The 15,046-nt window shown below is 36.9% G+C and carries 15 protein-coding genes and 2 other annotated features (1 of these 17 only partly in view); all 15 genes read right to left on the minus strand.

Annotation, left to right across the window (positions count from 1 at the left end; all coding sequences use genetic code 11):
- Positions 1–2 precede the first annotated feature (2 nt).
- A complete protein-coding gene (locus NSS97_RS22595; protein ID WP_002138477.1) occupies positions 3–347 on the minus strand; it encodes a ribosomal-processing cysteine protease Prp in 345 nt (114 codons plus the stop codon).
- 11 nt (positions 348–358) lie between these two features.
- Complete coding sequence (gene rplU, locus NSS97_RS22600; RefSeq protein WP_000270907.1) at positions 359–667, minus strand: 50S ribosomal protein L21; 309 nt, start codon at positions 665–667, stop codon at positions 359–361.
- A gap of 14 nt (positions 668–681) precedes the next feature.
- Positions 682–760, minus strand: a sequence feature (ribosomal protein L21 leader region).
- Positions 761–837: 77 nt separating this feature from the next.
- Positions 838–2,247 carry an Rne/Rng family ribonuclease gene (locus NSS97_RS22605; RefSeq protein WP_044442396.1) on the minus strand — a complete coding sequence of 470 codons (1,410 nt, stop codon included), beginning with the start codon at positions 2,245–2,247 and terminating at the stop codon, positions 838–840.
- Positions 2,248–2,289: 42 nt separating this feature from the next.
- The gene (locus tag NSS97_RS22610; RefSeq protein ID WP_002088816.1) at positions 2,290–3,150 is read right to left on the minus strand and encodes a M50 family metallopeptidase; all 861 of its coding nucleotides are present in this window, start codon (positions 3,148–3,150) and stop codon (positions 2,290–2,292) included.
- A complete protein-coding gene (locus NSS97_RS22615; RefSeq protein ID WP_107887399.1) occupies positions 3,143–3,889 on the minus strand; it encodes a peptidoglycan DD-metalloendopeptidase family protein in 747 nt (248 codons plus the stop codon). Before NSS97_RS22615 ends, NSS97_RS22610 begins: the two co-directional genes overlap by 8 nt.
- Before the next feature lie 133 nt (positions 3,890–4,022).
- Complete coding sequence (gene minD, locus NSS97_RS22620) at positions 4,023–4,820, minus strand: septum site-determining protein MinD (protein ID WP_000503308.1); 798 nt, start codon at positions 4,818–4,820, stop codon at positions 4,023–4,025.
- 2 nt (positions 4,821–4,822) lie between these two features.
- Positions 4,823–5,509 (minus strand): septum site-determining protein MinC, encoded by a 687-nt coding sequence (gene minC, locus NSS97_RS22625; protein ID WP_002015372.1) that lies wholly within the window; start codon positions 5,507–5,509, stop codon positions 4,823–4,825.
- Between the two features lie 35 nt (positions 5,510–5,544).
- Positions 5,545–6,090 carry a rod shape-determining protein MreD gene (gene mreD, locus NSS97_RS22630; protein WP_044442395.1) on the minus strand — a complete coding sequence of 182 codons (546 nt, stop codon included), beginning with the start codon at positions 6,088–6,090 and terminating at the stop codon, positions 5,545–5,547.
- Positions 6,091–6,104: 14 nt separating this feature from the next.
- Complete coding sequence (gene mreC, locus NSS97_RS22635; RefSeq protein ID WP_002129256.1) at positions 6,105–6,956, minus strand: rod shape-determining protein MreC; 852 nt, start codon at positions 6,954–6,956, stop codon at positions 6,105–6,107.
- A 41-nt stretch (positions 6,957–6,997) separates the two neighbouring features.
- On the minus strand, positions 6,998–8,017 hold the full coding sequence (gene mreB / locus NSS97_RS22640) for a cell shape-determining protein MreB (RefSeq protein WP_002015369.1): 1,020 nt from the start codon (positions 8,015–8,017) through the stop codon (positions 6,998–7,000).
- Positions 8,018–8,175: 158 nt separating this feature from the next.
- A complete protein-coding gene (radC, locus tag NSS97_RS22645; protein WP_002015368.1) occupies positions 8,176–8,853 on the minus strand; it encodes a DNA repair protein RadC in 678 nt (225 codons plus the stop codon).
- A gap of 50 nt (positions 8,854–8,903) precedes the next feature.
- A complete protein-coding gene (locus NSS97_RS22650; protein ID WP_044442394.1) occupies positions 8,904–9,479 on the minus strand; it encodes a Maf family protein in 576 nt (191 codons plus the stop codon).
- A 217-nt stretch (positions 9,480–9,696) separates the two neighbouring features.
- Positions 9,697–10,659, minus strand: coding sequence for a hypothetical protein (locus NSS97_RS22655; protein WP_044442393.1), 963 nt, complete (start codon positions 10,657–10,659; stop codon positions 9,697–9,699).
- 164 nt (positions 10,660–10,823) lie between these two features.
- Positions 10,824–12,125, minus strand: a complete 1,302-nt coding sequence (locus tag NSS97_RS22660; RefSeq protein ID WP_341114080.1) for a bifunctional folylpolyglutamate synthase/dihydrofolate synthase — start codon at positions 12,123–12,125, stop codon at positions 10,824–10,826.
- Between the two features lie 94 nt (positions 12,126–12,219).
- Positions 12,220–14,865 carry a valine--tRNA ligase gene (locus tag NSS97_RS22665; RefSeq protein WP_002129263.1) on the minus strand — a complete coding sequence of 882 codons (2,646 nt, stop codon included), beginning with the start codon at positions 14,863–14,865 and terminating at the stop codon, positions 12,220–12,222.
- Positions 14,866–14,903: 38 nt separating this feature from the next.
- Positions 14,904–15,046, minus strand: a binding site (T-box leader) (it continues 89 nt past the right edge of the window).

The following is a 15,046-nucleotide window of genomic DNA, read 5'->3' on the forward strand; positions in this document are numbered from 1 at the left end:
CGTTACACCTCCTGCACTTTTTCTATTAAACGGATATACTTTCCGTAATCAAGTTCAATCGTCTTAAGTGAAACAACCAATCCTTCTAAAAGGATTTGTGCTTTTTCTGCTGTATGAACGTCTAAATCATTAGGCAATTCATACGTCAAGAATCCGCCATCACTTCCGAGTTCAATAGTTGCCTGCACATTACAAAGTTCTTCCACTGCATTTATAGAACCAAACACAACCGCTGTAGTTCCAGCACAGACAAGATCTTGTCCATGTGGCGCATAATTGGCATGTCCAGTCATTTTAAATGATCGGATACTTCCTAGTTTCGTGCGACTTATCGTAATCTTAATCATCTTAACCAGAATTAAGCGTTGATAGCTTCAACTACTAGCTTAGTGTAAGGTTGACGATGACCTTGTTTCTTACGATTGTTCTTTTTCGCTTTGTATTTGAAAACGATGATTTTCTTAGCGCGACCTTGTTTTTCAACTTTCGCAGTAACTGTTGCACCTTCTACAACTGGGCTACCAACTTTCACGTTTTCGCCACCAACGAAAAGAACTTTGTCAAAAGTAACAGTTTCACCAGCTTCAACATCTAATTTTTCAATGTAGATTGCTTGACCAGCTTCAACTTTAATTTGTTTTCCACCTGTTTCGATAATTGCGTACATACTTGCACCTCCTCTTAATTACTAAGACTCGCCAAAAACGAGGTAGACATAAAATGTCTTTAGGGAACCTGTCTTGTGCGGTTGTAGCATATAGCAGTTTAGGTGCTATAAACTATAACATAAAAATATTACCATGACTCATTGACTATTGTCAATGAATGTTCTGCTAACTATTTTTTCCGTTCTACAATTTCTTTCTTACTTCCAAAACGGATAATAGCGTACTTTTCGATAATATCATCTTTGAAATAAATTTCAAATGGAATATTTTTTTGTAATTCTTTTTGTGAAAAATGTTTTTGTACTTTTTTTGAAGCACCAATCAATACAGCTTCATCCTCTATATTACCATAAGTAATAAGCTCTCTCTCTAGCTCATACGCAATTGTTTCATTAGATATAACGTAACCTGTCGCTTTACAAGGCGCACACTCTTCTAATAATACGTCACGTAAAGAATGTTTCTTGCGCTTACGCGTCATCTCTAAAATACCTAACTCTGTAAACCCAAGCACTCTTGTATATGTGCGATCATCTTGTAAAGCTATCATTAAACGCTCTCTTACCTTCTCTTTATCTTCCCGTCTTTTCATATTAATAAAATCAATTAATATCATCCCGCCAATATCACGAAGTCTTAATTGACGAGCAATCTCTTCAGCAGCCATTTCATTTGTGCGAAATACGGTATCTTGTAAATTTTGTTTTCCAGTAAATTTACCTGTATTCACATCAATTACAGTCATCGTCTCCATTTGTTCTACAATTAGATAGGCACCATTTGGTAGCCACACAATTTTTTGAAGTGCTTTCTCGATTTCACGCTCTATTCCAAAATGGTTAAACATCGAAGATTTTTCATTATAAAAGGTTACTCTTTCTTTCCCTACTTTTTCTTCTAATTCTTTTACTATACTTCTCGTATCTACAACTATTTTTTCAATTGTTTCAATTGGGTTCTCCTGAAATACACGATCTAAAAACGTCGCTGGTTGATGAAGTAGTAAGGGCGCCTTCCCTTGATCTTCTTTTCTTTTTAACTCTTCATATAACTGCTGCAACCCTTGCATTTCAGCTTGTATTTCATCGATCGTTCCTTTTTCAGAAGCAGAACGGAAAATGTATCCACCTGTTCCTTCTACTTCAATTCCCAGTAACTGTTGTCTTCTTTTATTATTTTTTATTTTCCGAGAAACAGCGCGCATGTCATCATAGGGCATGTAAACGACATATTTTCCGGTAACTTCTATCTTCGCCGTTAATTTTGGCCCCTTCGTATCAATTGCCTCTTTCACAACTTGTACAAGTATCGCCTGTCCTTCATGTATGCGATATGAAGATGGTACATCATCAAATGAAAGATATGCATGTTTTTCTAATCCGATATTTACAAAGGCTGCGTTCATTCCAGCAATTGTTCTTACGATACGCCCAACATAAATATGTCCGACAATCTCCTGCTCTTCATTCCGTTTCCATAAAAGCTCTACAATTTTTTGTTTCTCTTCTATCGCAACACGCTTTTCCGAACCAGTGTAGTTAATATATAACGTCTTCAAAATTCTTTCCTCACTTTTCATTTCTTTTCCTTACAATATAAAAGGTTAGTGTCGTCGTCAACACTAACCAATTAATTCTTCAACAGATGAGGTTGTTCGTTTTTCAGCAAAATACGCATACAACAATTCATTTTCGTCCAATGTGTAATGCTCTTTATATTTTCCATGGACGATAATAGAGTGTTTATATCCTCTGCGAAATTTTGTGAAAATCGTATATAAATGATCTTCCGTTTTCACCTCAATAGGTGCTATTTTTTCAATATCTCTTTTATTCCCATAATAACGCTCTAATAAAAAACGCATAAATGCGTACCGTCTTTGTTTCCATTCTTGATATAAAGAAATCGCTAGAAAAACGAGTAATACCCACATCATAATGTTATTACTATTCCAAAGTAACTGCCATCCTAATATTACACTAAAAAAAACACATGACAATTTCATCATCTTTTCATGTGCTTGTAAATAGGGAAAACGATATGATAATACATTAAATAATACTTTTCCACCATCAAGTGGCCAAATAGGCAATAAATTAAACCCTAAAATAATGACATTATTCCATACAAAGAAATGGTACAAATCGTCAGTTACCCAGCCCGCTTTATACAAAATGTAAGCGACCGCAATCATCCATATATGCTGAATTGGCCCCGCCATAACGACAATTAATTCTTCTTTTAACGATTTATTCCCATGTTCTTCCATCTCAACTACACCACCAAACGGTAAAAGCTGAATTTGTTTAATACGCCAATTATAATACGCTGCGGCAAAAGCATGCCCAAGTTCATGAACTAAAACGATACAAAATAGTAATAGTAACTCTTTAAAACGTGCTGTAAAAATACCAATGACAATAATAACCCAAAACAACGGATGCACAGAAATTTTCGTGAAAACATCCCTATATTTAATCAAATGAAATCACCTGAATTGGATCAATAAATTTTTCATTCTTTTTTATTGCAAAATAAAATTTGCCATTTTTATTATTTTCATCATTACTCACTATTCCAATTTTTTGTTTCTTTGAAACGTAATCATATAATTTTACTGACATATCATTTAAATTTGCATACCATGACTCCGTACCATCAGCGTGCTGAATTTGAACTGTATTTCCAAGTTCCTCTTTCTTGCCCGCAAAAACAACTATACCTTCATTTACTGACTCCACCGTTACATTTGTAGCCGTTTGAACAAATACACCCTGGCCGTTTTTTTGAAATCCTTGCATCACCTTTCCAGAGGCAGGAATCGCATAATCCTTTTGCTGAATAGCCTCTTCTTTTTTCTCATTTGGAGAAAAGAACACGAGAGGTTTTCCAAACTGATTTTCATACCATTTCGATATAGTAGCAAATTGAAATTCTTCTTGCATAACTTTTTCTGTAACAGCTCTAGTACCATCAAAAGAAGAAGGTGCGTTCTTAAATAAAATAGCAACCGAAAGAACTAATATTGCTGATAGCAAAACTTTGAAGAGAAAAACTTCTTTTCGAAATAGAGGATGAATTTCCTTCTCCCCCTCTTCAATAAAGACCGTTTCGCTATCAAAATCTCCTCCCGCAAAATACCGCTCTTCTTCTAGCAATTCTTGCTCTGCTTTCCTTTTCGCAATCCGCTTTTTAATTTCTTCCACACGTCTATTCTTCATACTGTCTCCTTTCTTTCGTTAGCCTTATTCAAATAGAAACAGTTATATACAGTTTGTACATATGTATGAGTTATAGAAGGAAGATATTCATGCGAAGAAAAAAGAAAGCACTCCGCATTTATGCGAAGTGCTTTTAACGGATTCCAAAGAAATTTTTCATCTTTGTAAATACCGATACTTTTTCTTGTTCAAATGCTTGTAATGGTACATTCTCACCTAACAAGCGTCTTGCAATATTACGATAAGCTATTGCTGCTTTTCCACTAGGTTGCAGTGCTACAGGTTCACCTGTATTCGTAGCACGAATAACTTCATCATCATCCTCGACAACTCCAAGAAGCTCGATTGACAGTGTACGTACAATTTCATCAACGTCTAACATATCCTGTTCATGAAGCATATGACTACGCACACGGTTAATGACAAGTTTCGGTGGTTCAATATCCTCTTTCTCTAAAAGCCCGATAATACGATCCGCATCACGCATTGAGGATACTTCTGGTGTTGTTACAACGATTGCTTTATCCGCACCTGCTACTGCATTTTTAAACCCCTGCTCAATCCCCGCAGGACAATCAATTAATATGTAATCATAATCTTGACGTAATACTTGTATTAATTCATCCATTTGTTCAGGTGTTACCGCCGATTTATCGCTCGTTTGTGCTGCAGGTAATAAATAAAGATCATCAAAACGCTTATCTTTAATAAGAGCCTGAGGTAAACGACAACGCCCTTCAACGACATCAACAAGATCAAATACAATACGATTTTCTAGCCCCATTACTACGTCTAAATTGCGTAAACCGATATCTGTATCAATTAAACACACTTTTTTTCCAGATAACGCAAGGGCTGTACCAATGTTCGCAGACGTTGTAGTTTTACCTACTCCGCCTTTTCCAGATGTAATTACTATTGCCTCTCCCACAGCTATACAATTCCCCTTTCTAACTTTGTTAAATTAGGTCTAAGATGAGTGAGAAGTTGCAGGCGATCGACAACAATGTGATTGTTCTCATTAATGTACGCACATTCTGCCGCCTCTGCTCCGTCTTCTTTCTCTTCCGGAGCCCGCATTGTCACATCACTAATTCGGAGTTGCATAGGGTTCATAATAGATGCAGCAATAACAGCTTCTGAATCTCCATCATACCCCGCATGTGCAATTCCTCTTAATGATCCCAAGACAAAAATATTCCCCCCAGCGATAACCGTTCCGCCTGGATTAACATCTCCAATTAATAATAAATTGCCTTTTACATGTAACACTTGTCCAGAGCGAACAATTTTGGAAATAGGGACAATTTCTGTTTCTTCTTTCCAAGCTATTGCTTCTGCTTTTGTTATAACATCACTTTCGATTGATTCTACAACAAGGTTCTTCTTATTGCGAATTAACGTACGAATCTCTTCTTGTTGTACTTCTGTTAAATAGCGATTTCCTACTTTAACACGCACTTCAATTAAAGAACGTCCGTCACTCTCATAGTAATGTGTAGAAAGCTTTTCATCCAATTCTTTTAGTAGCTCAGAGAATGAACAGCAATCATCTAAATGAAGTGTTATTCCATCTTTTGTCCCTTTTATCGTTACATTTTGTTGCTTTTTTTCTTCCACTAAAGTTCACCCCACCGATTCAATTCGACATAAAATTAGAAAATCCTTTTTTCTTTTTCTTCTATCGCTTTTGAAAGACGCACTAAATATCGTCTCAGTGGGAAACAAACTATTAATAAGAAAATTCCATTTAGCAATAAAGTAGCAAGGAGACGATCTGTGAAAAAGACAGATGCTGACATGTGAGTACGTCCTAACAAAGTTAAAAACCCATACACATAATACTCTAATGCTGCAATGCCAGCCAGTACGATAGAACCGACAATAAATAAATTCAATTGTAATACTTTCATCACACTATAAACTAAATAAGCTAAAAGCGGATAAGCAAATATATATATACCGACAAGTTCCGTGTATACGGTATCAAATAAGAAACCAAATAATAGTCCGTAGTAAATCCCTTGAACCGGACTATAGTACACTGTAATAAAACATAACACAATTATAAAGAAATGCGGTGCTGCTATACTGCCTTTCCAAAAGACGTCTGTTGGAACAACAGTAGAGAACATATTTTCAAATAAAAAAACAAAAAGGAGCAAAAGAGGAAGAGCTGCTCTTTTTAAAATCGTCATCATCTCTTCTCTCCCTCCTATTCTAACGGCGCTGTAGGCATATCACGTTTTGCAACTATAATATGCTCTACATCATTCAAATCAGCGGATGGTTTTACATAAGCCGTTTTTGTTAAACCGTATGGATCTGGCTGAACATCAACAATTTTCCCAATCGCAAGACCTTTAGGGAAGATATCACCAAGTCCAGATGTTACAACTAGTTGATCTTTTTGTACCTCTGCATCAGAGCTAATCTTTGTGAAAAGAAGTAGTTGTTTTTCTTTATCGTAACCTTCAATTAATCCAAAGATATTTTCTTGTCCTTGTACAATAGCAGAAACACGGTTTGTTCGGCTCATCGAACTTAACAACTCTACTGACGATGTAAACTGAGATACACTTTTTACGCGTCCAACTAAACCTTTCGGAGTTACAACAGCCATATCTTTTTTGATCCCTTGCTGTGCTCCTTTATCAATTCCAACTAAATCGTACCATTTATCGGGATTACGAGAAACCACACTAGCTTGTACTTCCGTATAATCACCACGGGACTTTTCTTTACCAGTTAATTCTCGTAGTTTTTTATTCTCATCGTCTAAATTTTTCACTACTGCAGATAAATCTGCGGTAGAATCTAATTTTGCTTTCAGCTTTTTATTCTCTTCATACGTGCGCTTTACATCTTCTACATTCTCGAAGAATCCGGCAACATAATTCGCTGGCTTTTGGAATACACGTTCTACAACACCGACAGTATCTTTTATAAACTGCTCTGGCCATGATAAACTGTTCCGTTCTTTCAATGAGATTCCAATCAATGCCACGAGAAGAATAATACTAACTAACAAAACAATTAATCTTTTGTTTAAGAAAAACTGTGGCACGTTCACACCCTCTTAATTTCATTGATTTTTATTTTGCAATATTATCGAGCAGCAGTTTTGAAAAGGTCGATATTGTCTAATGCTTTACCCGTTCCAATTGCTACGCAATCTAATGGATCCTCTGCAACAAGAACTGGCATATTTGTTTCTTCACTAATAACTTTATCTAAGTTACGCAGTAATGCCCCACCACCTGTTAATACGATACCGCGGTCCATAATATCCGCTGCTAATTCAGGTGGAGTTTTTTCTAACGTATTTTTAACTGATTCTACAATTGCATCTACTGTATCTTTTAATGCATCTGCAATTTCTTCTGGTTGAATTAGTACTGTTTTCGGTAAACCACTTACTAAATCACGACCGCGAATTTCCATAGGCTCAATACCTTCTGGCTCGCCTGCAGAACCGATTTCTAATTTTAGTGCTTCTGCTGTTCTTTCACCAATCATTAAGTTGTAGCTTTTCTTAATGTACTGAATGATTGAATCGTCCATATCATCACCAGCAACACGAACTGATTGACTTGTTACAATACCACCTAAAGAAATAATTGCAACTTCTGTTGTACCACCACCGATATCAACAACCATACTACCAGTCGGCTCCCAAACAGGTAAGTTTGCACCAATTGCTGCTGCAAATGGCTCTTCGATTGGATAAGCATCACGAGCACCAGCTTGACGAGTCGCATCGATTACTGCACGTCTTTCTACTGCTGTAATACCAGATGGTACACATACCATTACATATGGTTTACGTGAGAAGAATCCATTTGATTTTTGAGCTTGTTGAATGTAGTATTTCATCATAATTGCTGTTGTTTCGTAATCAGCAATTACACCATCTTTCATAGGACGAAGTGCCACTACGTTTCCTGGTGTACGACCAATCATTTGTTTTGCATCGCTACCTACCGCAACGATTTGTTTCGTATCAGTTTGTAATGCTACTACTGAAGGTTCACGTAAAACTACACCTTTCCCTTTCACATATACAAGCGTATTCGCTGTTCCTAAGTCTATTCCAAGATCGCGAGTAAATCCACCAAATCCAAACATATCATTTATCTTCCCTTCTTATTTTCACGGACTCATTTTTCTTACTTTATATTTATAAAAACAGTACGTTTTTTTATATCTGCATCCTTTTTGTAGATAATTTTCTACAAAAAACTCATAAATCACATTATAAAACAAAATAAGTAAAAAGAATAGTCTTAAATATGACCTTTTTCCTTTAAACTCACGAATTTATGGTCACCTATTATGATATGATCAAGTACTTCAATTCCGATAATTCGACCACATTCTACTAATCGTTTTGTAACTTCAATATCTTCACGGCTCGGCGCCGGATCTCCTGAGGGATGGTTATGAAGACATATAATAGAGGCTGCTGCCCGACGGAACGCTTCTTTAAAAACTTCCCTTGGGTGCACAATCGACGTATTTAAACTTCCAATAAAAATAGTTTGCCTATGTATAACTTGATTTTTCGTATTCAAATATAAACAAACAAAATGCTCCTGTTGCAAAAAACGCATCTCTTCCATCATATAACTCGCACAATCTTCTGGACTTCGAATACTATATCTATTTTGATATTCTAAACGTACCATTCTTCTACCTAATTCAAAAGCAGCCATAAGCTGCGACGCCTTTGCAATCCCAACACCATGAATGCTCATCATCTCTTCTAACGTTGCATCCTTTAACATTCGTAAGCCGTCAAAATGATGTAGAATATTATCTGATAACGTTAACACCGTTTCTTCTTTAGAACCCGTTCTGAGTAAAACTGCAAGAAGTTCTCGATTCGATAAACTTCCTGCTCCTTCTAACAATAAACGCTCCCGTGGCTGCTCTTCTCTCACAACATCACGAATACCGTTCATCTCTCCACCCCTTTTTTTACGATTTCTCCTAAAGAAAACCCCATGCAATTTTACACATGGGTTACATCGCTATCAAACTGTTTTAATTCACGGACAAGACGCGCAATTGGCAAGCCAACTACACTGTAGTAGTCCCCTTGAATATGTTGAACAAAAATAGACCCTTTACCTTGAATTCCATAGCTTCCTGCCTTATCAAGTGGTTCCTTCGATGCAACGTATACGTCTATTTCTTCTTCTGTTAATCCCCAAAATGTTACTTCTGTACGTTCATAAAAAGTTACCGTTTTTTCTTTCGATATAATTGCAACACCTGTGTATACTTCGTGTGTTTTCCCTGATAATAATTGTAGCATTTCTTTCGCCTCAGCCTCATTAGACGGCTTTCCAAGAATACGTGAATCATATGTAACAATTGTATCTGCACCTAATACAACGTGATCACTATGATTTTCTGCCACAGCAGATGCTTTTTGCAAAGCAAGCGACATAACAATATCAGAAGGTGATGAATATGCACCAATCGTCTCTTCTACTTCACTAACAACGATTTCAAATGGCACATCAGCTAATTCAAGCAGTTCCTTCCTCCTAGGTGATCCTGAAGCTAAAATAATTTTCCTCATATTTTCTCCTTCCCTTCTCGCATGAAGCAGAATAATTCAAATCAATCGTATCAAAGGAATAGTTTCCCCACAAATTCTAGAAATATCATTTTCTCTAAACAAAATAATAGTTCTTTTTAAATACGATTATATTCTGCCCATACAGAAAGCACTTTGCTCTAAATTCAAAAGAAAAGAAAGAAGTATATGTACTTCTTTCCCCTTCATCATTATCTTATTATTTTACTTTTTGTGAAACCATTTTTTCGTACGAAAGTATACCATCAATAATAACTTGATTTAATTTAGCTACAGATTCCTTATCGCTCTTCCCTTCCTTAATCGTTTGCACCGCTATTGACGTATACGTATAAAGCTTCTTTGCATCTGCACGCTTCATACTCTTCCCTTCCTTTTCCATAGCTTTCCACTCTTTTTGAATCGCTTCTATATCTTTTGGATTACTTTTTCCACTAGTTTGTACGCTGGACACATATTTTGCTAAATGAGTATATAATGGCTGCACTTTCGCTAAAAACATTCCTACTTCTTTATCATTTTTGAGCAATGCTTTATCTGTAATATCCCAATTTTTTTTCAAAACTGAAACACCATCTTGCTTATACTGATCTATTAATTGATTAACAGCCTGTTCATCGCTCGTAATAGCAACAACTAACGCATACTTATCACCACTCGGTTTCAAAGTAGCCACGCCCCCATTACTTTTCCACTCTTCAATAGCAGCCTGTCCTTTTTCTTCAGAGGAATAAAGCCCTCCTTGAACGAAAAATAGTTTCATTGGTTCTAATGACGTTCCTACCTGTGCTTTTGGTTTTTCCTCTTTCGGTGTTGGTGTTTGTTCTGCCGTTCCACCCACCTTTTGTTCCTCATTACCTGTCTGCTTCGAAGCCGTTACCTTACCTTCTCCTGTCGTCCCTTGTCCAGTTAATAAATGAATCATACCCATCCCAAATGCAGTACCGATAATTATTGCAGTTGCAACGATTGCGATTATTGTATTGCTCCACTTCTTTCGATATTTTTCCATAGATACTGATTTCGCTTTTTGAAACGGAACGACATTTTTCGGTCTCTCACTTTCTGCTATCATCCAGTCAAACTCATCCTTCTTTTTTTCCTCATACTTCGCTTCTGTTCCATTTACTTTCACCGAGATCGTTCGTGATTGCTTGTCCATACACTCACACCTCACCTCTTGTCATTGTCCGCATCATATCATATTCATTCCACAAAAAAACGAGATATTTGTCAGAGGAATTCGTCAAATAACCCTATATTATTATCTTATATGTATGCATTTGACTTCATTTGTAGAACAAAAAACTAGATAGCAAAGACTATCTAGTTTTTCCCGCGAATATATTTTCTAACTTCGGAAATGAAATACAAAGAACCTGTTATGATAAAAACATCATGTTCTCCTATCATGTCAACCTTTGTATCAATTGCCTCTTTCCAATCTTCAAAAACTAATTTTGACTCTTGTTGCGAATACGATGCAAGCTTGTCAGCAGAAATGGCACGATCAAAGGCAAACGTCGTAAATATTATTTCATCAGCAACTTTTTCTAATTGCCCTACCATGTTATGTAACTGTTTGTCACCAAGAGCAGTAAATAAAACTATTACATTCTTCTTTTTATAATGTGCCTCTACTGTTTTTACAAGACTTTCAATACCTTCTGGATTATGAGCACCATCTATTATAATATCTGGATTACTTTGTAACTTTTCAAATCGACCAATCCAGTAGGCTTCTTGTAAGCCAGCTTTCATCTCCTCTTCATTAATTAAAAATGATAAATATGTTTTTAAATACATTACTGCCATAAGCGCTAGCGCTGCATTGCCTACTTGATGAATACCTTTCATTGAAATTCGAACATTTTCAAACGAGACAAATGGACAATCAAAATCAAAATGTTCCCCATCTTCATTAGAATGTTTATGTAATGTTGTAAACTGTTTTCCAAGTTCATATAAGCTTGCATGGTTTTCCTTAGCAACCTTTTGAATTACTTGCAATGCTTCTTCATTTTTCACACCAGTAATAACTGGAACACCAGACTTAATAATCCCTGCCTTTTCATATGCAATTTCTCCTAGTGTATTGCCTAAAATATGCATATGATCGTGGCCGATATTCGTAATAATCGTGAGAACCGGATGAATAACATTTGTAGAATCAAATCTTCCCCCAAGCCCCGTTTCAAATAAAACAACATCACAGAAATTAACTTTACCGAAATAACAAATTGCCATTACTGTAATGATTTCAAACTCAGTCGCTTCTCCTAAGTCCGTCTCATCTGATTTTTCAACGACTGGCTTTACCATATTTACAAGTTCCGCAATCTCTTCATCTGCAATCGGTATTCCATTTACACTAATACGTTCATTGAATGTTTCTATGTAAGGCGATGTAAACGATCCTACTTTATATTTCGCGCCTTCTAACATGTAGCGCATATATGTTAAAGTTGAACCTTTTCCATTTGTGCCGGCAAGATGAACACATTTTATATGACGCTCTGGATTTCCGAGTTCTTCTAACATCCATTGCATTCTTTCTAGTCCTGGTTTTATCCCAAATTTCAATCGGCTATGAATCCAGCCTATCGCTTCTTCGTATGTATGTATCACGTTTGCTATTCCCCTTTCAAAAGACAAACTTCGTAATTCTATTATACGCAAAGAAAAGAGACTCACCAATATAGTGAGTCTCTGAAAAACATTTTTATTTTTCAAGATCAGCTAGACGTTGACGAACCGCTTCGCGTTTCTCTAGATAATCTTGTTCTTTCGCACGCTCTCCGTCAATAACTTCTGCAGGAGCTTTCGCTACGAATCCTTGGTTTGAAAGTTTCTTCTGTACACGTTCTACTTCTTTATCGAACTTCTCAAGTTCTTTTTCAAGACGCGCTTTCTCTTCATCAAGATTGATAAGATCAGCTAACGGTAAGAATAACTCTGCACCTGATACGATTGCAGTCATCGCTTTTTCTGGCGCTTGTAAATCAATCTTAATTGTTAGTTCACTTGGGTTACAGAAACGCTCAATGTAAGAACTGTTTTTCGTAAGCTGAGCTAGTACTACCTCATCTTTTGCTTTAATTTGCATTTGAACTTTTTTGCTCATTGGTGTATTTACTTCCGCACGGATGTTACGAACAGAGCGAATGATATCAACTAGAAGGTGCATTTCTGCTGCCGCTTCTTTATCTTGTAAATCTTCGCGAACTGTTGGCCATGCTGCTACTGTAATAGACTCGCCTTCATGCGGTAAATGTTGCCAAATTTTCTCTGTTACGAACGGCATGAATGGGTGTAATAGACGCATCGTTTGGTCTAATACGTAAGCTAAAATAGAACGAGTTGTTTTCTTAGCTGCTTCATCTTCACCGTATAGTGGTAGTTTCGCCATCTCAATGTACCAGTCACAGAAATCATCCCAAATGAAGTTGTATAATGAACGACCAGCTTCACCGAACTCATATTTATCCATGTTACGTGTTACACTTTCGATTGTTTCGTTTAAGCGAGTTAAAATCCACTTATCTGCAACTGATTTTTCACCAGTTAAATCGATTTCTTCATACTTCATGTCATCCATGTTCATTAATACGAAACGTGATGCGTTCCAAATTTTATTAATGAAGTTCCAAGTAGATTCTACTTTTTCCATGCTGAAACGTAAATCTTGACCTGGTGCACTTCCTGTTGATAAGAAGTAACGCATCGCATCTGCACCGTACTTCTCGATAACATCCATCGGATCAATACCGTTACCAAGAGATTTACTCATTTTACGTCCTTGCTCATCACGAACTAAACCGTGAATTAATACATCTTTAAATGGACGCTCTCCTGTAAACTCTAAACCTTGGAAAATCATACGAGATACCCAGAAGAAGATGATATCATAACCAGTTACTAAAGCATCTGTTGAATAGAACTTTTTAAAGTCTGCTGCATCTTCATTCGGCCAGCCAAGTGTTGAGAATGGCCATAATGCTGAACTGAACCATGTATCAAGCACGTCATTATCTTGATTCCAGTTTTCAAGATCTGCTGGTGCTTCTGTACCTACGTATACTTCACCAGTTTCTTTATGATACCAAGCTGGAATGCGGTGTCCCCACCATAATTGACGAGAAATACACCAGTCATGAATGTTTTCCATCCAGCGTAAGTATGTGTTTTCAAAACGCTCTGGTACGAACGTTACTTTTTCTTCTTCTTTTTGTTGAAGTTCTACCGCTTTTTCTGCAAGTGGAGCCATTTTTACGAACCATTGTGTTGATAAATAAGGCTCAACAACTGCACCGCTACGCTCACTATGACCTACTGAGTGCATATGAGGCTCGATTTCTACTAATACGCCAGCTTCTTGTAAGTCTTTCACTAACTCTTTACGGCATTCGAAACGATCCATACCGTTATACTTACCAGCTTTTTCGTTCATCGTTCCATCTTCGTTCATTACTAAAATACGTGGTAAGTCATGACGGTTACCTACTTCAAAGTCATTCGGATCATGAGCTGGTGTAATTTTTACAACGCCTGTTCCGAAGTCTTTTTCTACGTATTCATCAGCAATAATCGGAATCTCTCGGCCTACGATTGGAAGTGTAACTGTTTTTCCGATTAAATGTTTGTAGCGATCATCTTCTGGATGAACTGCTACCGCTGTATCACCAAGCATTGTTTCTGGACGAGTAGTTGCAAGGCGAATGTGACCAGAACCGTCTGTTAACGGATAGTTCATATGGTAGAATGCACCTTGAACTTCTTTATGAATTACTTCAATATCAGAAAGAGCTGTGCGTGTTGCTGGATCCCAGTTGATGATATACTCACCGCGGTAAATTAAGTCTTTTTCATATAATTGAACGAATACTTTATTAACAGCGTTAGATAAACCTTCGTCTAATGTGAAGCGTTCACGAGAATAGTCTAGTCCTAAACCAACTTTCCCCCATTGTTGACGAATGTGAGAAGCGTATTCTTCTTTCCATTCCCAAGCTTTTTCAAGGAATTTCTCACGACCAAGATCGTAACGTGAAATACCTTCTTCACGAAGTTTTCCTTCTACTTTCGCTTGCGTTGCGATACCAGCATGGTCCATTCCTGGAAGCCATAATACATCGTAACCTTGCATACGCTTTGTACGAGTTAAAATATCTTGAAGCGTCGTATCCCAAGCATGACCTAAGTGTAACTTACCAGTTACGTTCGGAGGTGGAATTACAATTGTATATGGTTGTTTCTTCTCATCTCCTGTTGCTTCGAAATATTTGCCTTCAAGCCACCACTTGTAAAGGCCTTCTTCAACGGACATATGATCATATTTAGTTGGTAAATTATTTTCCGTATTTGACATTATTTTCCCTCCTTAAAATAAAAAATGCCCCTCATCCAAAAAAGGACGAGGGACATCGCGGTACCACCTTTATTTACAAACAAATTCAGAATTTGCTTATACTCTTAATTTGATAACGGACAAATCCGTCTTTTCCTAATAAGAATCATTCCGTTCAGAAAAGATGCTCCAGGGCTACCTT

This window comes from Bacillus sp. FSL R12-0074, from assembly GCF_038005725.1.
Classification (GTDB): Bacteria; Bacillota; Bacilli; order Bacillales; family Bacillaceae_G; genus Bacillus_A; species Bacillus_A mycoides.

Coding starts and splice junctions, on each gene's coding strand:
- NSS97_RS22595 (WP_002138477.1), bottom strand. CDS start 347: ATGATTAAGATTACGATAAGTCGCACGAAACTAGGAAGTATCCGATCA.
- rplU (WP_000270907.1), bottom strand. CDS start 667: ATGTACGCAATTATCGAAACAGGTGGAAAACAAATTAAAGTTGAAGCT.
- NSS97_RS22605 (WP_044442396.1), bottom strand. CDS start 2,247: ATGAAAAGTGAGGAAAGAATTTTGAAGACGTTATATATTAACTACACT.
- NSS97_RS22615 (WP_107887399.1), bottom strand. CDS start 3,889: ATGAAGAATAGACGTGTGGAAGAAATTAAAAAGCGGATTGCGAAAAGG.
- mreD (WP_044442395.1), bottom strand. CDS start 6,090: ATGATGACGATTTTAAAAAGAGCAGCTCTTCCTCTTTTGCTCCTTTTT.
- mreB (WP_002015369.1), bottom strand. CDS start 8,017: ATGTTTGGATTTGGTGGATTTACTCGCGATCTTGGAATAGACTTAGGA.
- radC (WP_002015368.1), bottom strand. CDS start 8,853: ATGAACGGTATTCGTGATGTTGTGAGAGAAGAGCAGCCACGGGAGCGT.
- NSS97_RS22650 (WP_044442394.1), bottom strand. CDS start 9,479: ATGAGGAAAATTATTTTAGCTTCAGGATCACCTAGGAGGAAGGAACTG.
- NSS97_RS22655 (WP_044442393.1), bottom strand. CDS start 10,659: ATGGACAAGCAATCACGAACGATCTCGGTGAAAGTAAATGGAACAGAA.
- NSS97_RS22665 (WP_002129263.1), bottom strand. CDS start 14,865: ATGTCAAATACGGAAAATAATTTACCAACTAAATATGATCATATGTCC.